This is a genomic window from Chitinophagales bacterium, from assembly GCA_020635995.1.
Lineage (GTDB): Bacteria > Bacteroidota > Bacteroidia > Chitinophagales > UBA8649 > JAFMKE01.
The window spans coordinates 242857-266561 of the sequence record JACJYS010000004.1; the positions used below are offsets into that span (position 1 = coordinate 242857).

Consider the following 23705-nt stretch of genomic DNA (forward strand, 5'->3'; position numbering starts at 1 on the left):
GTTTAGATTCTTTGTTTCACTCAATTCCAATACTATAAATAAATTAATATGGCATCAATTAAGCGTATTTTAAAACAACTGGTTGATGCCATTATTTTTTCTAATACATGGATAAGCTTAGGTGCTTTAAGTTTATTTTTAAGTTTGCATATAATATTTAATTTGCCCGTAGATTATTATGGTGCTATTACTTTATTTACAGCAACTTTTATAGCCTATAATTTATTAAAACTAAACGGAGTAAGGTTTGAAAGTAATGACAGTATTTTTTTTAATTGGCTAAGAAAATATAAATACATGGTATTTGTTCTACTTGGGTTAGCTTTTATATCATTTCTATACTGTTTTTATCATCTTACATTTTGGCAACAAGGCACTTATTTACTATCTTCATTTTTAGCTGTTATTTATTTTGGTATAGATAAATATAATTTACGAAAATATTCAGCCTTAAAAGTTCCGATTGTTGCAATAGATTGGGCTTTGTTAATAGTTTATTCTACCTTGCACCTTACAGATTATACGGCTAAAACATGGTTTGCATTTTTAGCTGTATATTTTCTTATAGCAGGGCTAACTATCCCTTTTGAAATAAGAGATGAAGAAGCAGATACTGGAAGCATATATGATAAAAGAACGCTATTGAATAGATTAGGTGCTCAAAATTTAAAAATTTTATCTGTTGTACACATAGCATTGGCTTTATCATTTTTTATTTTGATAGATATTAAACTGCTGTTTCTACTACCTTTTTTATTGATAGTGTCTGCTTTTATTTTAAAATTAAATAAGGATAGTAAGGAATATGCATATACTTTTATATTAGACGGAGTGTTGGTTTTCGTATGCCCTTTAGTATATCTATTATACGCATAAAAAAAGCAAGTAAATATATACTTACTTGCTTTTTCTTATAGACATAAATGGTTAGTTTAATCTAATTTCATTATTTGGAATCTTATATTTTCGTTTTGTACATTAAATTGAACAAAGTAAATTCCGGTAGATAAATCTTTTAAATTTAGTTTTACATTCTGTTTGTTTTTATATTCTTTTTCAAAAACTAATTGCCCTGTTTGAGAATATACTTCAAAATACACTTCATCTAAATTTTCTTCAAAGTTGATATTCAAATCGTCTTTAAATGGATTAGGATAGTAGCTAAATTTAAAATTGTTTAACTCCTTAATAGATACTTCCGTAGCACCGTCTTTTTGCTGAAACCCTTGACATAAAATATAGTTGCCTTGGGTATGGGTGGTTACCATTGCTTCACCTACGGTTTGAGAAATTTGGTAGTTTCCTGCATCGGCATCATTGCCTGTAGATGCTACTACTTGTTTGCTTACTTCTTGTGCATTAAGCACAACGCTAAAAATACACAAGAAAAGTATAATAAATATATTTTTCATAATTTTTTAAGGTTTATAAACTACAAAACTAAATCCTCCATCAACAAGATTTCCACTAGAATCATACGTGTATATCAATAAACTTCCTCCGGAAGAGCCAGTTTTTATTGTTCTTCCGTTTATTGGGGTTGCCACAACTATATAATCCGTGAAGTAAAAACTTTCTCCAAGAATAGTAATACTATATCTTCCAGTTGATGTTTTTGTAATACTTAAATTACTAGAACCTGTATTTAATCCTCCTGCACTACTCACATTTCCATAAGCAATAGGCAGCAAATCCTTAGCTAATCCAGTGGCATCTCTACTTACTTTGCCACTAACATCTACTCTAAATTTAGTTACAAAACCTTTGTTAGCTTCTATAAATTGTGCACTATCATTTGAATAATTACCTACTTGAAGGTTTAATATATCTCCACTATATAGTAAGGTATCTACTACAAAATCAACAGTTTCTGAATTATGTTTTGTATCATTAACTGTTAATTTTCTTGCATTAGATAATCCTCCTCCTACTATTACCTCTCCAGTGCCTGTGCTATTAACTTTAATATTATCTTCATTTATCATAGTAGCTTGGTTAGCTTTTTCTGTAAATAGAGCGTATGGTACACTCATAAACTGAGTAGTTCCCATATCGGTGCCGTCTATTACTACGTTTAAAAAATGGTCGCCATTAGCCCAATCTATTCCGTTAAACGTGCCTAATGTTGGCGTTCCCTGTCCAATAATAGCTACCATGTTTCCAAAATTATTAGTAGTAGCACTGTGTGTTTCCGTATAAACTGTAGGTCCGGCTGTAGAACCTTCAATTACATTAAACTCAACACTTATATTTGAGTTTTGCAAAATATCTCCACCAGCATCTCTTACAACAGCTTGGTAGTTTATACCACTTTGAGCAAAACTCAAAATAGTAATACATGTTATTAATAAGGTAAAAATTGTCTTTTTCATAGGTTTTTAATTTTGTTTATACAAAGATAAAAGACAATGCGTGTGAGTGTTAATTGAAAATTTTAGGTTTGTGATAGCTTATTCTCAATAGTTTTTTCAAGCCATATTAGATGTAAACTACTATTGGATTGAATTTTAGTGCTATCTGCCGAAATGTACTTGTGAATGTTTTTGTATAGATTTTGAAGTTGCTCTTTTTCTTCTTTTTTGCTTAAATTTATATGTTGTGTGTTCAAAAATTGTTTGAAATACTTAATAAAATCTTTATCTATTTTAGTTACTTCTTTTAGTTTATGATAATTAATAACTTGGGTACAATTTTTAAGTTCATTAAGGCATAAATCAAGTTCATCTCTTAAAAAGTGCAATATACTTTCTGTAAACCGAGAGTATAAGTGCAGTTTAATGTTTAATTTGCTTGGGATAACGGTATGTATGCTTTCAGTAAAATTTATTTGATTATCTAAAACGCCACATATACTTATAGTGCAAATAAAGTTTTCTTTCAATTCAGATGCGTCTATATTTTTTTTATTTTTTAAGTATTGCTGAATAGCTATATTGTAGTTTTTTAAAAATATTTCTGCACTTATATAGTTAAACACCCCTCTAAGATAAAGCGAGTCGTTTACATCTTTTTTTATAGAAATACTTTCTTTTAAATGTTTTTGAGCATTTTCATAATCTTTATGTATCATGTATTCAACACCGAGCATTTGAGTGATAAAAAAATGTTCGGCATTTTGATTTACAGTATTGTTCTTTATCTTTTTTAATGTTTTTATTGCCTTTTTAAGTAGTTCAATTTTTTCTTTTCCAAATGATTTGTAGCTTTTTTCTTTTAAACTCAAATAACTTAGATAATTAGTTTTACTTGCCGATTTTGTTAAATCTATTTTCTCTACTTCCCTATCATAATCCAATTTTCCCGTTAATTGGCTTTTTACCCGTTCTAAATAAGCATTGTATAGTTCTATTAATTTTGTTTTTCCGGCTACTTCAAGTTCCCATTTGTAAAAATTATCGGCTATAAAATTTAGTATTTCGTCTAAATAATTTAGATTGTATTTTAACTGTTGATTTTTATATAAATACCAAATATTGATAAACTGAAAATAGTTTTGATAATCTTCATTTTCATCAATTTTAATAAAAACGGCATTGAGTTCTTTTTCTAATAAATCGTATTCTTTTGTTTTAAATAAATGCAAGCATAGCAGTCTTTTTTTAGTGTAGTAATCTTTTTCTATTTCTACTTTTGCATATTCAAGAGCTATAAAACTTTCTAAAGTTTCATTTAGTTTTCTGAGATCGTTTCTAATCAAAAAATCCTTCTCGGGGCTGTATTTTTCTTTATAGAATAATTCAAATAATTCTTCTTTTTCAAGACTTTTACTTTTTATGAGTTTTAAGCAACAGTTCAATAATAATTTTTGACTATCTATAATATTCTTATCACTCAAAAGTGCATTAATACTTTTTTTATTCAAAGTATTAATAAGAAGTATTGTTTTAGAGTTTTGGAGCAAGGTTTAAAATATTTATTTAGGTTTTTTTACAAAACTTACAGTTTTAGTTTGGTTGCTTTTATTTATCAATTTTAAAAAATAAACACCATTAGGCAAATAGCTTACATCCACATATTGTGTAGGTTTTGTTCTTAAAATTTCTGTACCCGTAGAGCTAATAATTACCAATTCATTATAATCAAAATCGGTAGATATTTTTATACTTTGGCTTGCCGGGTTAGGCGAAACGGTTAAATAAGTATCGTCTTCCGTTATTTCATAAATGTTTGTGTTTTTATCTACATTAAATTTTGCTTCCGATAAGCCGGCACAAGTGCCACCCCAAGTGTCTAAAGCGGTTATTAATATATATCTTGCCTCTATTCCCGAAAGGTTTGGTCCATCTTCGCCTGTGTAGTTACTTGTTCCATTGGCTTCGCTTAGTTGAAATGTAGCAGCCTCTTGCCAAGTAATTCCGTCATTTGAATAATCAATTACTATATTTTTCATGCCGTTATTGGTTTGCCCACTTTGGTTAAAGTTCCAAAATGTGGTTTCTTTAAGTTGGTACATATAACCTAAATCGTACATTACCCAATGCGTGTTTCCTCTTGCTGTGTTTGGGTTTGTAGCTACATCGCACGAAAGCCAGCTATCCGTTATGTTTACCGAATGGGTGTCTTCATCGCAGTTTTGAGCAAAAACTACTGAAATAATAAGGCTGAATATGATTAATATTTTTTTCATGTCATTTTAATTTTAACTCATAAAACCTATTGGCGGAACACCACTAAGCGGGTTGTAAAAATTGGTAATATTGGGCAATACATAAGCTATATCTCCGGCACTTACGCCAAACCATTGTGCTAATTCGGCAAAATATTCGTCTGTAGATAAAGAAGGCAACATAATAGCTCCTCCTACATCATCATTGCTACCTATTATTAAAGAAGGATAGTTGCCATAAACAGCCCCACCGTTTACGCTTCCTCCCATTACTATAGCATTTCCTCCCCAGGCATGGTCTGTTCCATTTCCATTAGAGGTTAAGGTACGTGCAAAATCGGAGATGGTAAATAAAGTAACATCTCCATCTACACCTAATTCTACCAAAGCACTGTTTAACTCTCCAATAGCTTTGCTAACTACTCCCAGCATTTCCATTTGATTGTCTAATATTTCATCATGATGATCCCAGCCACCATAGTTTACAAAAAATGTTTGTTGGGTTACGCCTAAAGCATTTCTTACAGAAATAGTTTTAGCTATTAATTCCATATCTTGCGATAAACGTGAAGACGAAAAATTAGTACTTAAAGATGCAGCTCCGCTTAAAGCATTTTGAAACAGTACGTGATTATCTCTGGCATCTACAATTTTTTGAGCATAGGTTTTCTTATAAATATCTTGATATTGGTATTCCAACAAACTTTCAGCTCCTGTTAGCAAAGCTTGATTGAGCATAGGAGAGCCTCCAGCAAAAGTAACGCCTACGCTTCCTCCTGCTGATGACCTTATATTGTACTCGGCAGTAGAATTCCCTACTTGGAAAGTATTAGTGCCTGAAAGAGATATGCTCATAGATAAATTTGGGTTGCCACTTCCTGCCTGCAAAATATCGGCTATTCTACCGCCCCAGCCTTTGTTTGTTCTGTATTGTGGTATTGAAGTTTGCCAGTGCTGTATTTGGTCGGAGTGAGAGAGTAAACCTAAAGGAAGCCTAACGCCACCGTTAATATATTGACTTTTTGTAGTAGGTTCTACAAGCGTACCCACATTAGATACAAAGGCTAATTTGCCATTGTTAAATAAGTTTTGTACTTCGGGCATTGCAGGATGTACGCCAAACTGTTTTCCATTGCTATCGGTAAAATTTAAAGGTAATAAATCGCCTTGAGCCAAGGCCAAATTAGACCTTGTGGTGGCGTAATTGTTATAAAAACTGCCGTTTCTTGGCACCAGCATATTAAAACTGTCATTTCCTCCCGATAAAAGCAAACATATTAATGCTTTATAGTTGCTTTTAGGTTTAGGAGTAGGACTCATAGCTGCTAAAGAGTTTATCATTCCTAAATTAAAAAATGTGTTTAATACGGTAGTTGTCCCAATAGCTGCACAAGATGCCGTTCCTAAAAACTTTCTGCGGCTTATTCCTTTTTTATGTTGATTTTTTCCCATTGTTGCTATTTTAAAATGTTATAATCTGGTGAAATAAATGCTAAAAATAAAGCAGCTTTAACTTTCTCATCAGGATTGTTAACTGAGTTAACGGCTTGTACAATACTTGCTTTTGTATCGTCAGAAAAAAGTCCTCCTGTTAAAATTAAATCTATTCTATCTACTAATTCTTCGGCATTGCTGGCTATAGCTAATTCATCTGCTAAATCTAAATAAAAATAATCGGCAGGATCTAAGGTATTAATATCATAGCTTGGTCTTCCTATTATATTATCATCTGCATGTGTAGATATTTCGCCATAAAAACTATTAACAAACCAAACATAAGCTAAATTTATATAATTAATAGACGTGGCGGAAGTGTGTATTTGAAATTCGGGAGCTACTAAATCAGCATCGGAAATAGGCCCGTTAGGACTGAAACTTGGTAAATAAAAATTAAAGACACTTGGAGAAGTTAAAACGCCTTGGCTTACCGCTTCGTCAAATAAATATCCCCAGTTCCACATTTTCCCCGATTGATTATAAACATTAAAGGCTCTTAATGCCTGTGTGTATTTTAATAATGGCTCTCTTAATTTACCTCCATAAGCATCATTTATCCAAGAGCAGTCTATAGCTTCTTCATCTGTTATAATGGCTTTAATAACAGCTTTCATATCTCCGCGTTCTCCCTGCCCATTATCGTTAAAAACAGCTGCAACTCTGGCTATATAAGCCGGTGTAGGGTTAGATTTTACTAATCTTTGTATGAGTTGTTTGCCTATAAAAGGCCCTACATTAGGGTGATTAAATAAGTTATCTACGGCTGCATTTATATCTTGCATAGTGCTTTGTCCGGCAGGAACTACTGTGCCGTTTAACAAATATTTGGCACCTGGCTCGTGCCACGCTTCAAATGCTTTCATGGGTTTCCACATGGTAACTGTAGAAGGCACATCATTAAAAGCTATACCCCAAGTAACGGGATAACCGCTATAATCTTGCCACGGCCAGTAGTAATTTTGTGGTCCCAAGCCCGTAAATATTTTGGCAAACTCTTTTATATCGTTATTATTATAAGTAGGAATAGCATTTCCGGCACTATCTAATTGATGAGAGCCGTCTATATTTAATTCGTATAAACCAATAGTAAAAAGCTGCATTACTTCTCGGGCATAATTTTCATCGGGATGAATATTATTAGCAGGGTCTGATTTAGGATTATTGATATGAGTAAGATAAAATCCCATAGCAGGATGCATAGTTACATCAAACAATAAATCTCTATAATTGCCTAAAGCATTATTGTATAAAACATCATAAAAATTTGCCAACCCCGGGCCACTGGCTTGCAGTTCAGATTTTTCTGATACTACAAATATTTGACTTAATGCTTGGGCTGTTCTTTGTCTAATATGGTCGTCTGCTTTTAATATGTTATTCCACCATGCCATTTTCCAATAAAACCAAGCCGGGATAACTAAATTGGTAGGATCTTCTACGGCTGCTTGTCCAAATTTATTGATATACTGAGCACTAAAATTTTCCCATATAGCCCAAGTGGTATCGGTAAAGCTAACTTGTGGCGGTCTATTTACTTGAATATCTACCCAAGTACTTATTCCTGTGTCGCTAACCAATTTAATGGTTTCGTAATCTACGCCTAAGGATGCATAATTTAAAAATCTTGCCGCACCATTAACACCTACATCTAATCCATTGCCATTGATAGTACTATTATCATCTGTGCTAAAACTGGAAGAGCTGGAAGTAACGGTAACACCTTGTGTATGCCCAGCCCCAACGTAATCGTCATAAATTTGAGCATGGATAAAAAGGGTAGCCGTAATAAAAAACGAGGAGAGTAATACTTGTTTCATAAGCATAAACTTGGTTTGTAGGTATCAAATTTAATAAAATAAATTATGACTGTTCTATAAAAATACATTATTTATTCAAAAATAATTACAACACTAAAAAAATAGTCAAAAATCAAATAAGAAAAGGGAGCAAAATTGCTCCCTTTTCTTATTATTTATAGATAAAGTCTATTTTCTGACCATCTACTAATCTATCTGCCTAAACAGTCTATGTATTACATCATGCCCGGCATACCACCACCCATACCACCCGGCATAGCCGGAGCAGGATTTTCTTCAGGAATATCTGTAACTACACACTCTGTAGTTAATAACATACTTGCCACAGATGCTGCATTTTCTAAAGCTACACGGGTTACTTTTGTAGGGTCAATTATTCCTGCTTTTTTTAAGTTTTCATACTTATCTTCACGAGCATTGTAACCAAAGTCCTTTTTGCCTTCCATTACTTTATTTACCACTACGCTACCTTCTACACCGCAGTTTTGAGCTATAGTACGCAATGGCTCTTGAATAGCCTGACCTATAATTTTTATTCCTACATTTTGATCTTCATTATCTCCTTTTAGTTTTTCTAAACTTTCTAAGGCTCTAATGTATGCTACACCTCCACCAGGCACTATTCCTTCTTCTACAGCGGCTCTTGTAGCGTGCAATGCATCGTCAACTCTGTCTTTCTTTTCTTTCATTTCTATTTCGCTAGGTGCACCTACATAAAGTACAGCTACCCCACCAGCTAATTTAGCTAAACGCTCTTGCAGTTTTTCTCTATCGTAATCAGAAGTTGTAGTTTCTATTTGCGATTTTATTTGTCCTACTCTCGCTTTAATGTTATCTTTTTTACCGGCACCGTTAACTATGGTAGTATTGTCTTTATCTATTGTTACATTTGCACAAGTACCAAGGTCTGTAACATCTACATCTTCTAAAGTTCTTCCTGTTTCTTCAGAAATAACTGCACCGCCTGTTAATATTGCAATATCTTCTAACATTGCTTTTCTTCTATCACCAAAGCCCGGAGCTTTAACTGCTGCCACTTTTATAGTTCCTCTCAATTTATTTACTACTAAAGTAGTTAAAGCTTCGCCTTCTAAATCTTCAGCTATAATTAACAACGAACGACCTGCCTGAGCCACTTTTTCAAGTGTAGGCAATAAATCTTTCATTGTGGATATTTTCTTATCGTAAATTAAGATGTAAGGGTTATCCATTTCTGTTTCCATTTTTTCAGTATCTGTAACAAAATATGGAGATAAATAACCTCTATCAAACTGCATACCTTCTACAGTTTCTACGTAAGTTTCCGTTCCTTTAGCTTCTTCTACGGTTATAACGCCTTCATTGCCCACTTTAGCCATGGCTTCTGCTATTAATGTACCAATAGCTTCGTCATTATTAGCAGAAATTGTAGCAACTTGCTTAATCTTTTCGTTGTTGTTTCCTACTTGCTCGCTTTGTTTTCTAATGCTTTCTACTACTGTTTCTACAGCTTTATCCATACCTCTTTTTATATCAATAGGATTAGCACCTGCCGCCAATGATTTTAAGCCCGGAGCAATAATTGCTTGAGCTAAAACAGTAGCTGTGGTAGTTCCGTCTCCTGCTAAATCATTAGTTTTAGAGGCTACTTCTTTTACCATTTGAGCACCCATATTTTCTATTGGGTCTTCTAATTCTATTTCTTTAGCTACAGAAACACCATCTTTAGTTATAGCTGGCGAACCAAATTTTTTGTCTATTACTACGTTTCTTCCTTTTGGTCCTAAGGTTACTTTTACAGCGTTAGCCAATTGGTCAACACCGCTTTTTAAGCCATTTCTAGCTTGTGTATTAAATGTTATACTTTTTGCCATTTTTTATGTTTATTTTGAGTTTGTTAAAATGTGAATCTTAAATTATACTATTGCTAAAATATCAGATTCTCTCATTATTAAATAATCTTTCCCTTCTACAGAAATTTCAGTACCAGAATATTTTCCGTATAAAACTATATCGCCAGTTTTAACTTTTGGTTTCATCATTTTTTCGTCTTCTTCACTTACTGAAACTACTTTTCCTTTTTGTGGTTTTTCTTTTGCAGAATCCGGAATAATAATTCCGCTGGCTGTTTTTGCCTCTGCGGCTACAGGCTCTACCACTACTCTATTGTTAGTACCTGCTATAGGTTGAATTTTTAGTTTGCTCATATTGTATAATTTTATTTTTTTGTTTTTATAATACAATATGGCTTAGTCAAGTTTTATGCCATTACTTTTTAATGAAAGTTTGTCAGTTTTAAATAAAGAAATGGCAGTTTAACTCTAATAATTGATGAAAAGATGACACAATTTTAGACGATTAGATGGATAGACATTTAGAAAGTTAGATTTTTCTAAATTAACAATTGGAGTTTTACACACTTTTTTTGGATAGTATCCTTTTGAAACAAAAAAACCTAACAGATTAACATATTGATTTTTAAAAAAAAAATCGCTAAAATTTAGATTTTAGCGATTATAATTTTAAACCCACGCACAAACAATTCCGCCCATAATCATTAGGCAAACTGTCCAATACCCGGCATTTACAGCAATGTATTTCCAGCCTTTTCTTTCAAATAAAGCATTTGTACCTAATATGGGTAACATAAAAAATATACTGGCTAAAAAACCATGCAAAGCTCCATGCTTAAACGTACGGAAATTGTGTCCATATTTTGCCATCATATTAGCATAATCGGCTCCTACTTCTGTGTTTATATTTTCTATAGCTTCTACATTTGCCATATCCATTAAAGCTGAATAAATGTGCGTTTGATGTATAGTTATAAAATTCATGTAAAAAGCTAATAAAAGGCTCAAAATAAAGGAAATGCCAAAGATGATAGCCATATTGCCTCCTTTTAAATCGTCTTCTTTAAAATTATTGGCTTTCATCCATACTGTACCCAAAACTTTAGGATGATACCAAACAAAACCGAATACCATAGGTATTAATGCGGCAACGAATACTGCTAAAAAATTGAAGTTCATAGTTAATTATTTTTTTGAAAGATACAAAAAAAGCTCTCAAAATTAACTTTTGAGAGCTTTATATTATTTTCTAAATGAGATATTCTATTCTGTAGGAAGTGCTTCAGTCCCTTCCGGCAAGGTTTCTATGCCTTGGTTAGGATTAAAGTTTGTAGGCATTTCTCCACTTTCAATAATTTTTTCTGCATTTGTAGCCGGTGTTTCGTCTATTTGAGTAGTTCCACTAATAAATATTACAGAAACTATGCAAAGTGCTACAATAGCTCCTGCTAAGTACCAAGTAACTTTTTCTACTAAACCTGTAGAGTTTTTAGCACCAAAAACTTGGTTGCTTACTCCACCTAAAGATTGTGTTAAGCCTCCACCCTTTGGATTTTGCACTAAAATAACCATGCTTAATAAAACGCATAAAAGCAATATAAAGATTGATAAAACAATATACATTATAGTTTATTTTTTAAATTTTTAATTCGGCTTGCAAATGTAGCACTTTTTTTCGGATATTTTATACTTAATTCTTTATAGACTTCTATTGCCTTTTCAAAATTTTCTTGATTTTCTAAAATTTTAGCATAAGTTTCGCTTATTCCCAGTAGTTTGTGCTCTTTTTTTACAGCCCTTTGTTGCTGTTTTTTATTAATTTGCGCTACTAAAAAATCTTCTAATTTATAAGAAGTCTTTTTGCTTTCTTGATAAATCATAGCTTCATGTGCCAATGTGGGGTCAATAGGCACTTGCTCTTTAATAGTTGTAGCTTGTTCTTTTTCTTCTTGTTTATGAGATGCTTTTTTAGTTTTTAGCCATTCAACAAAAGAAGTAGGAACTGTTTTTGGGAGTTCTGTTTCCTTTTTTTGTGTTTTTTTAGTGATGGATTTTTTAACTTTTGGTTTAGCTATTTTCTTAGTTTTTTCTTTCTTTTTAACTACATTTTCTTTGCTTATAGTAGAAATATCTTCTTTTTTAGAAACTTTTTTAGCCGTTTTATTTTCCACTATAATTTTATCACTCTCTATAACAGCCTCATTTTTAAGTTGTTCTGCTGAGTTTAAAATCTGTTCTGCTTCTTTATCTAAAATATCTTCATCTGTTTCTTGCTTAAAATAATTTTGATGCAACAAATCATACAATTTGGCTCTATCTTGAACTTTTAATGCCACATGAGGCAGTTCATCATTAAAAACATCTTGAGAACTATTGTTTTTTGAATTAATTGATTTTAATACGTATAAAGCTGTAAAACAAGGATATTCTTTTATTAATGTATCAATTTCGTTAGCACTGAAATTGGGCAATATCCCTTTATTTATTTGAGTAATATGTTCTATTATTTGCTCCAAACTACCAATTTACAAAAGCTTTATTAAAAATATCGTCTGCCAGTTGTTCACTTATTTCTCTAATGATGTTTTCTTCTACAGAAGATAAATCTTCATCTACGGGATAATCGGCAAAACGGCTGAAAGTTTGCGTTTCAAAACCACTTTCTTCTTCTACATTGTTAATGTAGGTAATAGAAACCTGCATTGTTATTCTACGCAAATCGGAAGTTAGAGTGCCCGTAGGTGCTTGAATAGAATAATTGTAAGATGAAATAAATCCGTCAAATTCAACATCGCCACCATTGTTTACAAAACTTAAACTGGTAGCATTCAGCATTTTTTCTTTTAAAGTGTTTGTGAAAATATCACTTGCTGTTGCCGGGCTGTTTCCACTTTTATCGCTTATATATTGTACAGATATGGTTCTTATATTAGGATTAATACTTGCTCCCGTAAAACTATATACTTTGCATGCAGAAAGTGTTACCACTATAAAACTAATTGCTACTAATATTCTCATAAATCAATTCTATATTCTTTAATTTTTCTGTACAATGTTCTTTCAGAAATTCCTAATTCTTCAGCCGCATCTTTTCTTTTTCCATTATATTTTTCTAATGATTTTACTATCATTGTCTTTTCCATATCGGCTAAAGAAAGGCTCTCTTCTATTTCTTCACTTTCTAAAAAATCATCTTTACTATTAATAACAACGGCTTGTTTATTTGGTGTATTATTAGGCTCTTGAAAATGATATTTCTGCGGTGTTCCCGATAACTCATTTATTTGATGATTGGTTTCTATTCCTATATCTTTTAAATCATCTGTAGAAAAATTGTTTGATTTTGCCATTTGCAATACAAATTGCTTTAAATCGTTCATGTCTTTTTTTAAGTCAAACATTACTTTATACAAAATTTCTCTTTCGCTTATGCTTGTTGAGCTATCATCATAAAGCTGAGGCAGGTTTCTGTGGTGCATATCCGGAATAAAACGGCTAAGAGTTTCGGCATTTATTTCTTTATTATCGCTTAAAATGGTGGCTTGTTCTGCTATATTTTTAAGCTGACGAACATTGCCCGGCCAGTTGTATTGTAGTAATAATTGCTTTGCATCTTCAGAAAGTCTGATATTTTCCATTCTATTTTTTTCGGCAAAATCTGACGAAAATTTTCTGAACAAAAGTTCTATATCATTGCCTCTATCTCTTAGCGGTGGCGTTTCTATTTGCACGGTACAAAGTCTGTAATATAAATCTTCTCTAAATTTTCCTTTTTTAATATCGTTGAGTAGATTTTTATTAGTGGCGGCTACTACTCTCACGTCTGTTTTTTGCTCTTTAGAAGAACCTACTTTTATAAATTCTCCTGTTTCTAAAACTCTCAGTAAACGAGCTTGAGTATCAACGGGCATTTCGCCTATTTCATCTAAAAATATGGTGCCGCCATCTACGGTTTCAAAATAACCTTTACGCTTGTCATTAGCTCCTGTAAAAGCTCCTTTTTCGTGTCCAAAAAGTTCAGAATCTATAGTGCCTTCAGGTATAGCACCGCAGTTTACGGCTATAAATTTATTGTGTTTTCGGCTACTTAGCTGGTGTATTATTTGAGAAAAAACTTCTTTTCCTGTTCCACTTTCTCCTGCTATTAATACCGATAAATTTGTAGGAGCTACTCGCTCTGCTATGCTTATGGCATAGTTTAGTGCAGGCGAGTTTCCTACTATTCCAAATCGTTGTTTTATGCTTTGTATTGACATTTTATTATTTCATTTCTTTGCTTTCAAAATCCTCATCATTGATGAGGATTTTGTTATTTATAATCTAATTCACTTGGTTTCTTTGCCGTTTCAGTAGTAAATCCAGGAAAATTATCTAAATCATACTTAAATTTTTTATCTAAAGTTATTGCCATTTTTCTGTCAGACATTAACACGATAGGAATATGATTTTGATCTTTTTGATTACTTCTTAGTTTCAACTTTTTTGTATAATATTTATCTTGAAAAGACTTTATTTCAATATTCTTAAATTCGTTTGTTCTTTTTTGATTTCTCATTAATTCAATGATTACTGAAATATTTTGTTTATATGAAAAATCGGATGTACTAATATACTCTACAATTAATTTTTGAGATAAAACAAGTACAGCACATTTATCTATGTTTTTTTCATCAAATTGTATTAACCAATCTTTTAATTCCCTATACTCTTCAGATAAAGGATTTGTTAAATTTTTAGCAATATTATTATCAATAAAAATATCTTTTCTCATTCTATTCCATGGCTTTAGCCGCTATATTCATTACATCCATCATATAGGTATTGAAAAAGTCTTTAGGAGCATTTTCAATTCTACCGTTTTTTGTTAATTTTATTTCAGTAATATTAGATTTACTACCGTCATTTTCAAAATAATATACTTTTACATCTTCAGTATTTATTTTACCTTCTACAATATTTAAGCGAAGCCTATTTAAAATATGTTCACTATGAGTTTCTATAATATAATTTTTATTGGATTCTAAAACGTTTTTTACCATATAATCACTAAAATTAGCTTGAATATTAGGATGTAAGTGAATTTCAGGTTGAGAAACGGCTAAAGTAGATTTTTCGCCTAACTGCAAATCTGCCACTACAATTGGTAAAAACTGGCTAATCCCAAAACCTACATCACTCAATGCTGAATAAGAATTCCCTCTTTTTGGTTTTACTCTAAGTTCATATCTACCACCTTGAATTTCGTTCAACTTTAAATTATGTAATAAGTTTAAATCGCGTAAAACAGCAACTAATTCTCTAAATTTATCATATTTATTCAACTTCCAATTTCTTATTTGTTCCAAATAATTTTCACCAAATTTTTGAATCTCAACCGTACGTTGATTTTTTTGATAGTAAGTTCTTTCAGGAAATAACCTATATGAAGATATAAAATTAAATTTATTAGTATAAGCTTTCCATAATATATTTTCAAGATAAAAAAGTTCGTCAACATTGTCAAAATCTTTATTTTTAATATCTGATTCAAAAGGTCTTGCAAAAATATCTGAATATATTTTTTTATATTCCTTATTTAATGTTATAATTTTATTTTTATTTAAATCTATATTATAAAGATTTGTTGATGCCTCTTTAACGAAATTATCTTTAAAAACAAGTTTTCTAAGAGCTCTATCATCTTTAAATTCTCTTATATTTAGACTTATTTCTACCAATTTATTTTCATCATGATTATATACAATTTCTTTAAAATCTCCCAAGTCAACATATTTGTCATTATAGTTAAACTCCAATGGAAATGCATTTGATTGAAACGCAACCAAAATAGCATTCAGCAGTGAACTTTTACCACTACTATTTGCTCCTAATAGCAAAGTGATTTTACCAAAATCAACATCAACCTGCTCAAAGCATTTGAAATTCTTTAAACTTAATCCTCTAATTATCATATCATTATCTATTCTTCAATTTAATTATCCTACCACCTCCCCTATCAAAACAGCCGTGGTACAATCTGTAATTTTAACATCTACATAGTCGCCAGGCTTTAAATTTCCTTTAGGGAAAATAACCATTTTATTATGGTCGTTTCTTCCACATAAATCTTCATCACTTTTTTTAGATGGTTTTTCTACTAAAACTTTAAAAACTTTACCTAAATCTTTTTGATTACTAATTAATGAATGTTTGTTTTGTAGTTCTATTATTTCTGCCAATCTTCTTTTCTTTACTTCTAAAGGTATATCATCTTCATAGCGTTTAGCCGCTAATGTTCCCGGTCTTTCCGAATAGAAAAACATATACGACATATCATATTTCACTTCTTCCATTAAGCTTAAAGTATCTTGATGTTGCTCTTCTGTTTCTCCACAAAACCCCGCTATTATATCGGACGAAATGCCACAATCCGGTACTATCTTTTTAATAGCGTCTATTCTGTTCATATACCATTCACGGTCATAAGTTCTATTCATCCGTTCCAGCACATCGCTATTGCCACTTTGTACAGGTAGGTGTACATAATTGCATATATTTTCATATTTTGCCATAGTGTGTAGCACATCATCTGTCATATCTTTTGGGTGCGATGTTGAAAAACGAACACGTAAATCAGGTGCAACTTGTGCAACAGCTTCTAACAAATTAGCAAAATTAAATACTTCATCAGAGTACTTTAGCTCAATAAGTTTTTTACCTCTAATTTTTTCGTCATCACTCCATCTATAAGAATCAACGTTTTGCCCTAATAAAGTAACTTCTTTATAGCCTTTACTATATAAATCTCTAATTTCGGCTAAAATACTTTCCGGATTTCGGCTTCTCTCTCGCCCTCTGGTGTGTGGCACTACGCAAAATGAACACATATTATCGCAACCTCTTGTTATAGAAACAAAAGCATTTACACCATTAGATGCTAAACGCACAGGAGTAATATCTGCATACGTTTCATCTCTTGATAAAAGTACATTTACACCTTTCTGTCCTGTTTCTGCTTCGTTTATTAAACCGGGCAAACTTCTGTATGCATCTGGGCCTACGACAATATCTACTAATTTTTCTTCTTCTAAAAATTGGTCTTTCAGCCTTTCTGCCATGCACCCAAGCACGCCTATAACAGCACCTTTGTTGCGTTTTTTTATTACTTTAAAATGATTCAATCTATTACGCACAGTTTGCTCCGCTTTTTCTCTAACAGAACAAGTATTTACAAACACTACATCTGCTTCATTAAAATCTTTGGTAGCGTCATAGCCTTCTCCTGCTAAAATGGAGGCAACTACTTCGCTATCTGCAAAATTCATAGCACAGCCATAGCTTTCTATATAATATTTTTTGCCATTACTTTTTACATTTTCAGGACGCTGCATTTGAGTAGCATTTCCTTGCTTACTCTCGTCCATTTCTTTAGTTTTTAGCTCAAACGGTATTTTATTATTGTATAATTCCGACATCTTCAAAAAAAATTGAAAAGCAAAGATATAAAATAGAAAAGAATAACTGACACTTTGACAGTTAAATATTAACTTTTAAAAGCTTCATTACATAATTTAACTTATTACAAGACATTTTATATAGTTGGTTTAACATAAAACATTATTTTTGCAAGGTTAATAATAAAATTTTATGATTTATATAATTGTAGCCATACTACTTTTAATTGGATATTTAGCCGGTTTATATTTGTGGTTTGAAAAAGCGGGAGTTGCCGGCTGGAAAGCTTTAGTGCCTTATTTAAGAATAAAAAACTGGATAGAATTGACCGACAAACCTAAATGGTTTATTTGGGGAAGTTTTGTACCTGTTTTAAATTTATTTATTTATACCAATTTAATAGGAGAAACCAGTGATACGTACCGCAGACATTCATTTTGGGAGCATAGTGTAGCTATAGTTTTTGGATTCTTCTGGTTGCCTTATTTGGGATTAAATAAAGATGAAAAATACTACGGACCTAAAGGCGAAACCGATGGTTATAAGAAACCAAAAAAATCTAAAGTAAGAGAATGGGCAGATGCTATTATATTTGCCATATTTGCTGCTTATTTTATCCGTACTTTTATTTTTGAAATATATGCCATACCTACATCCAGCATGGAAGGCACGCTACGTGTAGGCGATGTGCTGGTAGTTAGCAAATTTCATTATGGAAGCAGAATACCCAATACGCCTATAGCTTTTCCTTTGGTGCACCACAGTTTTCCTAAAATTTTAGGAGGCACAAAATCTTATTTAGAATGGATAAAACTGCCGTATAAAAGACTACCTAAAATACAGAATGTTAAAAGAAATGACATGGTGGTTTTTAACTTTCCGGCTAATGATACTACTACTAAAGAATACGACAGTGCCTTGCCTTACTACGATTTAGTACGTAGAGCAGAACTGGAAGGAGCACCCAACCCAAGGGAAGCTGTAAAAGAACAATATACAGTAGTATATAGACCTGTAGATAAAAGAGAAAACTACATAAAAAGATGTGTAGGTTTGCCGGGGGATACACTACAAATAAAAGGAGGAACATTATTTATAAATGGCGAAAAAGCTTATTTGCCTGAAAATGCACAGTTTAGATATTTAGTTACCACTAATGGCTCTCCTATTTCTAATGATGAATTTTATAAAGTAGATATAACAGAATTTAATCCCATACAAGGTATAAATAATGCTTATGAAATATATACTTCTGCCGGGAAAGCCGAAAAATTAAAACTTTATTCGCAGGTTAATGAGGTAAAACCATTTTTTCATAATGCAGAAAGTGATTATGCTTATTATGAATACACTTACTACCCTTACAATAAAGATTTTAAATGGAATGTAGATAATTATGGTCCTATTATAATACCTAAAAAAGGAATGACCGTAGAACTAAATAAACATAATTATTTACTTTACCAAAGATGTATAAGAGTGTATGAAAACAATACTTTAGAAATTAAAAACGGGCAAGCTATTTTAAATGGCAGTCCTGTAAAAGAATATACTTTTAAAATGGACTACTATTGGATGATGGGAGATAACCGCCACCGTTCGCAAGACTCAAGATATTGGGGTTTTGTGCCGGAAGACCATATTGTAGGCAAAGCATGGTTTTTAGTAGCTTCTTACAGTAAAGAAAATAGTTTCTTACGTTTAAATAGATTTTTTAGAGGCATACATAGTAACTGGGCTCCAAAAGATAAAAAGTTTACGGAGTAGTAAGAAAAAAGTATTATATTTGGTATAATAAAGTATGAGCCATGAATAAGTTAATTTATAGCAAGATAGATAAGCTTAAAGAACTTTGTAAAAAATATGACGTACAGACTATGTATATTTTTGGTTCAGCTTGTACTCAAAGTTTTAATGATGAAAGTGATATTGATATTTTAATTTCTTTTAAGAAGAATATTTCAATTGAAAGATACACTGACAATTACTTTAATTTACATTACAAATTAGAAGAATTGTTTAATAGAAAAATAGATTTAATAACAGAAAACTCACTTTCAAATCCTTATCTAATTGAGAGTATTGAAGAAAATAAACAATTGCTATATGCAGCGTAAAATTCTCAAATACTTATATGATATACAAGAGTCTATAGGTTCTATTTACGATTATCTTGATAATAGAATGGATTTTAATGATTATGAATCAAATAAGTTATTGAGGAGAGCTGTTGAAAGAGAATTAGAAATTATAGGAGAAGCAACAAATAGAATATTAAAAATTAACGCAGAAATTAATATTTCTAATTCAAAAAGAATAGTAAGTCTAAGAAATTGGGTAATACATGGCTACGATAAGGTTGATGATGTCATTATTTGGGGGATTCTTTCTAAAGATTTGCCTTTGTTAAAAAATCAAATTAATGACCTAATCTCAAAAATGAAATAAAAAAATCCCACCAAGTATTTTTGGTGGGATTTTTTTGTGACTCTGCAGGGATTCGAACCCCGAACCTCTTCGGCCGTAACGAAGTGCTCTATCCAGTTAAGCTACAGAGCCATTTTTTAATGGAGTGCAAATATATAAAACATTAACTAAATTATTTGTTTCCTTTCAGTTTATTTGTCAAAATAATGCCCTTTTGCAGAAACTACATAAACCAAAACTTTTTCATCTTCAATTTTATAAATAATTCTATCTTTTTTATTGATTCTTCTACTCCAAAAACCTTTTAAACTATACTTTAAAAGTTCAGGTTTTCCAATACCTTCATACGGATGTAATTCCAATTCTTTAAAAATAGAAGCTATTTTTCTTAAATCAGATTTATTTCCAGCTTTTTTATGCTGAAGCAATTCCTTATAAGCACTTTCAGAAACTTTTACTTGATACTTTGCCATATATCAGAAGCATTTACTTCTATAAATTTCTCTTCTTCTATACGCCTTTCTAACTCAGCTATGAAATCCTTAGCAACTTTATCTTCACCCTTAATTTCAAAAATTCCCAATGTTAAAATGAAATCAATAGTCTTTTTGGCTAACTTATTTTTTGGATTATATTTTAATGTTATGGTTGCCATAATATATGTAAAACTATATTTTTAACACTAAATATACAAAATTACATGAGTAAAAGTTCTTAAATTTTATACAAAATGGTATTCAACCCATAATAAAAACGAGAATAAGCTTTATTACCAAAAGTTTCTACCCATATTTGTTCAAACTGAGAATTATTAATAGTATTCATAGCTATTTGAGTTGAAGGCTTGCTCACTTTTTTTACTAAATTAAGGAAATTCTGCTGGATAAATTTATCGGGAACTTTTAAATCGGTAAATAAATCTATAAAAATGTAGTCGTATTTTTTTTGGCAATTAGTTAAATACAAAATAGCATCTTGTGTAAAAACTTGCAATTCTACTCCTTCCATTTTAAAATGCTCATTATAAATTTGAAGCATAACATTATCTATCTCTACGCCATCTATACGGCAGTCTATTTTTTGTTCTTTGCATAAAATAGTGGCTATACTTCCTGCTCCAAAGCCTAAAATCAGCACCTCTTTTTTGCCTTCCTCAAATGTAAACTCATCAATTACTTTTCTAAATAATTTATGTAAACTCCCGTAAGAATAATTAGCATTTTTAGCATCTACAACCAGTTGTCCATTTTGCAAACTCAACTCTAAAACACCATTGTATTTTGAGCTATATTTTTGAATAATAATAGGATAAAAATAACTGATTAGCTTCTTGAAAAACATTGTATAATGTTTACAAATCTTCTTTAATTTGTATTAAAAAAGACTTTATTGACTGCAAAGAATCTATTATTTGCTGGTTTTGAAGCACATCGGTTTTGTTATTTTTAAGCTTTAGTTTCGCTCCTTCTAAAGTATAACCTTTCTCTTTTACCAAATGGTAAATGATTTTTAAATTCTCTAAATCTTTTTTAGTAAATAAACGATTGCCTTTCCTATTTTTTCGGGGTTTAAGAATATCAAACTCTTTTTCCCAATAGCGAATTAATGAAGTATTTACATCAAATATTTCAGCCACTTCTCCTATGGGATAATACAACTTTGTTATTTCAAAATCTTTATAAGGCACGCAATTTGTTTATTTAACCGCAAGGTAATAAATTTGTTTCAATGAATAAAGTATTAATTGTAATATTATGTTTTTCTTTTTTTGGAGTAGCCAACAGCCAACAGTTAGATTCTATTGATTATCAACATACTAATGCATCTATACTTCCCGATTCTACGGTTAAATTAATTTTACAAACGGGAAACACTTATATGAACACTCCATATAAATATGCTGGTACTAATAAAAATGGTATGGACTGTAGCGGTTTTGTTTGTACTGCTTATAAAAGTGCCAATATTAGTTTGCCTCACAGCTCTTCGGAAATTTCAAAAAAAGGAATTTATGTAACTGCCGATAATCTGCAAGCTGGCGATTTAATCTTTTTTAAAGGGAGAAGTAACAGCACTATAAATCATGTTGCCATGGTTTCAAAAATTAAAGACGGACTCATTTACATTATACACGCTACCACATCTAAAGGCGTTATTGAAGAAGTGCTTCAACAAAGCAAATATTTTAACGATAGATGGCTATTTAATAAAAGAATAGTTGATTTTAGAAGTGAATAGTGAAATACTATTGACGCTCTCTTTTGAGTTTTGTCCAAAATTCGGCATTTACCACTGTAAAACCCTAAATAGTTTGGACTATTTTGCATTAACAATTGGTATTAAATAGAGCTAACTCATACTTATTTTAGCATCTACTATTTCTATTATTTCTTTTTCTAAAGCTATGGCTTTATCAGCCATATTTTGTGCCTTAGCTAATGTTTCTTTTTTAAAACTTTCATTTTTGCTGTCTGCTATGTTTATTTTTACATTTAAAAAAGCTCCTAATACCGCACTTCTGGCACATAAAGCCCCTACTCCGGCATCACTTACCGAGTTTGGATTGCCATTTAATGCCATTTCTTTTAATAATTCAAAACTGCTTAATGAAGTTTCCATTACTTGCAATGGTATTTCTATAGCATAAATTGTAGCATCGGCTATAGCTTTTGCTCTTATTTTCTTTTCTTCTTCACTTCCTTTGGGTAATTTAAAAGCATCCATTATTTTATTAAAAGCATTAGTATCTTCATCTACCAGCCAAAGCAATTTATCTTTTATTTTTTGCCCTTTTTCTGCCCAGTCAGAAAACTCTTTCCATCTACTATCCCACCCTCTTTTATGCGAAGATAAATTAGCTACCATAGTACCCAAACTAACTCCTAAAGCACCTACATAAGCAGCTATACTACCTCCACCGGGAGCAGGACTTTCGCTGGCTGTTTCGTTTGCAAAAGCCGTTAAATCCATGTTTACCAACGGACGTTTATCTTCCTCTGCAAGCATGTATTCTATTATATTTTTCTTAGGGTCAAATGGTGTTAATTCATCTAATCCCATACTTTTTACAGCTATTTTTATCAATTCATCATTGCTAACGCCAACGCTTCTTTCTTGTTTCTGTAAAAAATATTTTCCTGCATCTAACATACTTTTTAAAGGTACAAGCCCTACAAGCTCACTTCCTGTTACTCTCATTCCTCTGTTGTATGCCGATTTTACACACTCATCAAAAGCTTTGTGCAATGGCGTTTCGTTTACATTAGTAATATTCATACTTATTTGAGCTACGCCATATTCTTCTATAAACCACCCGATAGCTTTTACTCCTTTGCAAGTACCTGCTTCTCTAACAGGATTTCCATTGGCATCCAATACTTTTTTTCCCGTAGGTGTACCATCTTCTGTTTTTACTCTTCCTTTTTCTCTAATATCAAACGCTATACTGTTGGCTCTACGCACCGAAGTAGTGTTTAAATTAACATTATAAGCTATTAAAAAATCCCTTGCACCTATAGCAATATTGCCACTTTTAGCTTGAAAAACTGCTGGACCAAAATCAGGTTTCCATTTATCTTGCGTTATTTTATCGGCTATTCCTTCATATTCTCCCGCACGAACACTGGCTAAATTTTTTCTGTGTGGAGCACTTGCTGCATTTTCGTATAAATATACAGGAATATTAAGCTCTTCTCCTACAAGCTTTCCCAACTTTTGAGCACATTCTATACAGTCTTGCATAGTAGCATTAGCCACAGGAATAAAAGGACAAACATCTGTAGCACCAAAACGTGGGTGTTCGCCTTTATGCTTACTCATATCTATTAGTTGCTGTGCTTTTTTTATTAAAAGAAAAGCCGCTTGCACCACAGGCTCAGGTTCGCCTACAAAAGTTATAACAGTTCGGTTAGTGGCTTTTCCGGGGTCAACATCTAATAGTTTAACTCCTTCTACTGTTTCTACAACACTGTATATTTCTTTTATTATATTTTCATCTCTACCTTCTGAAATATTAGGGACGCACTCTATTAATTTCTTCATTGAATTTGGTTTTTATGCAAAGGTAAGCAATGAGAATATTACGTTATAGAA

General features: G+C 31.7%; 26 protein-coding genes and 1 tRNA gene. 5 read left to right on the forward strand and 22 right to left on the reverse strand.

Features of this window, described 5'->3' with window-relative positions:
• Window positions 1–48: 48 nt before the first annotated feature.
• On the forward strand, window positions 49–876 hold the full coding sequence (locus H6578_08295) for a hypothetical protein (GenBank protein ID MCB9227148.1): 828 nt from the start codon (window positions 49–51) through the stop codon (window positions 874–876).
• 56 nt (window positions 877–932) lie between these two features.
• On the opposite strand, the gene H6578_08300 is transcribed toward H6578_08295, so the two are convergent.
• The 16 genes from H6578_08300 to miaB form a co-directional block, all read right to left on the reverse strand.
• Window positions 933–1412, reverse strand: a complete 480-nt coding sequence (locus H6578_08300) for a T9SS type A sorting domain-containing protein (GenBank protein MCB9227149.1) — start codon at window positions 1410–1412, stop codon at window positions 933–935.
• Window positions 1413–1418: 6 nt separating this feature from the next.
• Window positions 1419–2372 carry a hypothetical protein gene (locus H6578_08305; protein ID MCB9227150.1) on the reverse strand — a complete coding sequence of 318 codons (954 nt, stop codon included), beginning with the start codon at window positions 2370–2372 and terminating at the stop codon, window positions 1419–1421.
• 62 nt (window positions 2373–2434) lie between these two features.
• Window positions 2435–3835, reverse strand: coding sequence for a hypothetical protein (locus tag H6578_08310; protein ID MCB9227151.1), 1401 nt, complete (start codon window positions 3833–3835; stop codon window positions 2435–2437).
• A 78-nt stretch (window positions 3836–3913) separates the two neighbouring features.
• On the reverse strand, window positions 3914–4627 hold the full coding sequence (locus tag H6578_08315; protein MCB9227152.1) for a discoidin domain-containing protein: 714 nt from the start codon (window positions 4625–4627) through the stop codon (window positions 3914–3916).
• 12 nt (window positions 4628–4639) lie between these two features.
• On the reverse strand, window positions 4640–6058 hold the full coding sequence (locus H6578_08320) for a DUF1501 domain-containing protein (protein ID MCB9227153.1): 1419 nt from the start codon (window positions 6056–6058) through the stop codon (window positions 4640–4642).
• 5 nt (window positions 6059–6063) lie between these two features.
• Entirely contained in the window at window positions 6064–7920 is a 1857-nt protein-coding gene (locus H6578_08325; protein MCB9227154.1) for a DUF1800 family protein, read from the reverse strand.
• Window positions 7921–8135: 215 nt separating this feature from the next.
• Entirely contained in the window at window positions 8136–9773 is a 1638-nt protein-coding gene (groL, locus tag H6578_08330; protein ID MCB9227155.1) for a chaperonin GroEL, read from the reverse strand.
• A 42-nt stretch (window positions 9774–9815) separates the two neighbouring features.
• On the reverse strand, window positions 9816–10106 hold the full coding sequence (locus H6578_08335) for a co-chaperone GroES (protein MCB9227156.1): 291 nt from the start codon (window positions 10104–10106) through the stop codon (window positions 9816–9818).
• A 315-nt stretch (window positions 10107–10421) separates the two neighbouring features.
• Entirely contained in the window at window positions 10422–10931 is a 510-nt protein-coding gene (locus tag H6578_08340) for a DUF1761 domain-containing protein (protein ID MCB9227157.1), read from the reverse strand.
• Between the two features lie 84 nt (window positions 10932–11015).
• Window positions 11016–11375 carry a preprotein translocase subunit SecG gene (gene secG / locus H6578_08345; GenBank protein ID MCB9227158.1) on the reverse strand — a complete coding sequence of 120 codons (360 nt, stop codon included), beginning with the start codon at window positions 11373–11375 and terminating at the stop codon, window positions 11016–11018.
• Window positions 11375–12268, reverse strand: a complete 894-nt coding sequence (locus H6578_08350; GenBank protein ID MCB9227159.1) for a hypothetical protein — start codon at window positions 12266–12268, stop codon at window positions 11375–11377. The genes secG and H6578_08350 overlap by 1 nt, the downstream gene beginning before the upstream one ends.
• Before the next feature lies 1 nt (window position 12269).
• Complete coding sequence (locus tag H6578_08355; protein ID MCB9227160.1) at window positions 12270–12770, reverse strand: LptE family protein; 501 nt, start codon at window positions 12768–12770, stop codon at window positions 12270–12272.
• Window positions 12767–14008 (reverse strand): sigma-54-dependent Fis family transcriptional regulator, encoded by a 1242-nt coding sequence (locus H6578_08360; GenBank protein ID MCB9227161.1) that lies wholly within the window; start codon window positions 14006–14008, stop codon window positions 12767–12769. Before H6578_08360 ends, H6578_08355 begins: the two co-directional genes overlap by 4 nt.
• Window positions 14009–14061: 53 nt before the next feature.
• Window positions 14062–14523: a hypothetical protein gene (locus H6578_08365; protein MCB9227162.1), complete on the reverse strand. Its 462-nt coding sequence runs from the start codon at window positions 14521–14523 to the stop codon at window positions 14062–14064.
• Between the two features lies 1 nt (window position 14524).
• The gene (locus tag H6578_08370; protein ID MCB9227163.1) at window positions 14525–15703 is read right to left on the reverse strand and encodes a DUF3696 domain-containing protein; all 1179 of its coding nucleotides are present in this window, start codon (window positions 15701–15703) and stop codon (window positions 14525–14527) included.
• 24 nt (window positions 15704–15727) lie between these two features.
• The gene (miaB, locus tag H6578_08375; protein ID MCB9227164.1) at window positions 15728–17155 is read right to left on the reverse strand and encodes a tRNA (N6-isopentenyl adenosine(37)-C2)-methylthiotransferase MiaB; all 1428 of its coding nucleotides are present in this window, start codon (window positions 17153–17155) and stop codon (window positions 15728–15730) included.
• Between the two features lie 223 nt (window positions 17156–17378).
• Here miaB and lepB point away from each other — a divergent pair, with 223 nt between their 5' ends.
• The 3 genes from lepB to H6578_08390 are packed head-to-tail and all read left to right on the forward strand — an operon-like array spanning window position 17379 to window position 19634.
• Window positions 17379–18953, forward strand: a complete 1575-nt coding sequence (gene lepB / locus H6578_08380) for a signal peptidase I (GenBank protein ID MCB9227165.1) — start codon at window positions 17379–17381, stop codon at window positions 18951–18953.
• 41 nt (window positions 18954–18994) lie between these two features.
• Window positions 18995–19303 (forward strand): nucleotidyltransferase domain-containing protein, encoded by a 309-nt coding sequence (locus H6578_08385; GenBank protein MCB9227166.1) that lies wholly within the window; start codon window positions 18995–18997, stop codon window positions 19301–19303.
• Entirely contained in the window at window positions 19293–19634 is a 342-nt protein-coding gene (locus H6578_08390) for a DUF86 domain-containing protein (GenBank protein ID MCB9227167.1), read from the forward strand. The genes H6578_08385 and H6578_08390 overlap by 11 nt, the downstream gene beginning before the upstream one ends.
• A 37-nt stretch (window positions 19635–19671) precedes the next feature.
• On the opposite strand, the gene H6578_08395 is transcribed toward H6578_08390, so the two are convergent.
• The 5 genes from H6578_08395 to H6578_08415 form a co-directional block, all read right to left on the reverse strand.
• Window positions 19672–19745 (reverse strand) — tRNA-Arg (locus H6578_08395).
• 59 nt (window positions 19746–19804) lie between these two features.
• Window positions 19805–20086: a Txe/YoeB family addiction module toxin gene (locus tag H6578_08400; GenBank protein ID MCB9227168.1), complete on the reverse strand. Its 282-nt coding sequence runs from the start codon at window positions 20084–20086 to the stop codon at window positions 19805–19807.
• Window positions 20068–20268, reverse strand: coding sequence for a hypothetical protein (locus H6578_08405; GenBank protein ID MCB9227169.1), 201 nt, complete (start codon window positions 20266–20268; stop codon window positions 20068–20070). Before H6578_08405 ends, H6578_08400 begins: the two co-directional genes overlap by 19 nt.
• A 59-nt stretch (window positions 20269–20327) precedes the next feature.
• Window positions 20328–20954, reverse strand: coding sequence for a fused MFS/spermidine synthase (locus H6578_08410; GenBank protein ID MCB9227170.1), 627 nt, complete (start codon window positions 20952–20954; stop codon window positions 20328–20330).
• Window positions 20955–20964: 10 nt separating this feature from the next.
• Window positions 20965–21300: a MerR family transcriptional regulator gene (locus tag H6578_08415; GenBank protein ID MCB9227171.1), complete on the reverse strand. Its 336-nt coding sequence runs from the start codon at window positions 21298–21300 to the stop codon at window positions 20965–20967.
• Between the two features lie 41 nt (window positions 21301–21341).
• Here H6578_08415 and H6578_08420 point away from each other — a divergent pair, with 41 nt between their 5' ends.
• Window positions 21342–21851 (forward strand): C40 family peptidase, encoded by a 510-nt coding sequence (locus H6578_08420; GenBank protein MCB9227172.1) that lies wholly within the window; start codon window positions 21342–21344, stop codon window positions 21849–21851.
• Window positions 21852–21962: 111 nt separating this feature from the next.
• Here the strand turns inward: H6578_08420 and ftcD are convergent, their stop codons facing one another.
• The gene (ftcD, locus tag H6578_08425; protein ID MCB9227173.1) at window positions 21963–23654 is read right to left on the reverse strand and encodes a glutamate formimidoyltransferase; all 1692 of its coding nucleotides are present in this window, start codon (window positions 23652–23654) and stop codon (window positions 21963–21965) included.
• Between the last annotated feature and the right edge of the window lie 51 nt (window positions 23655–23705).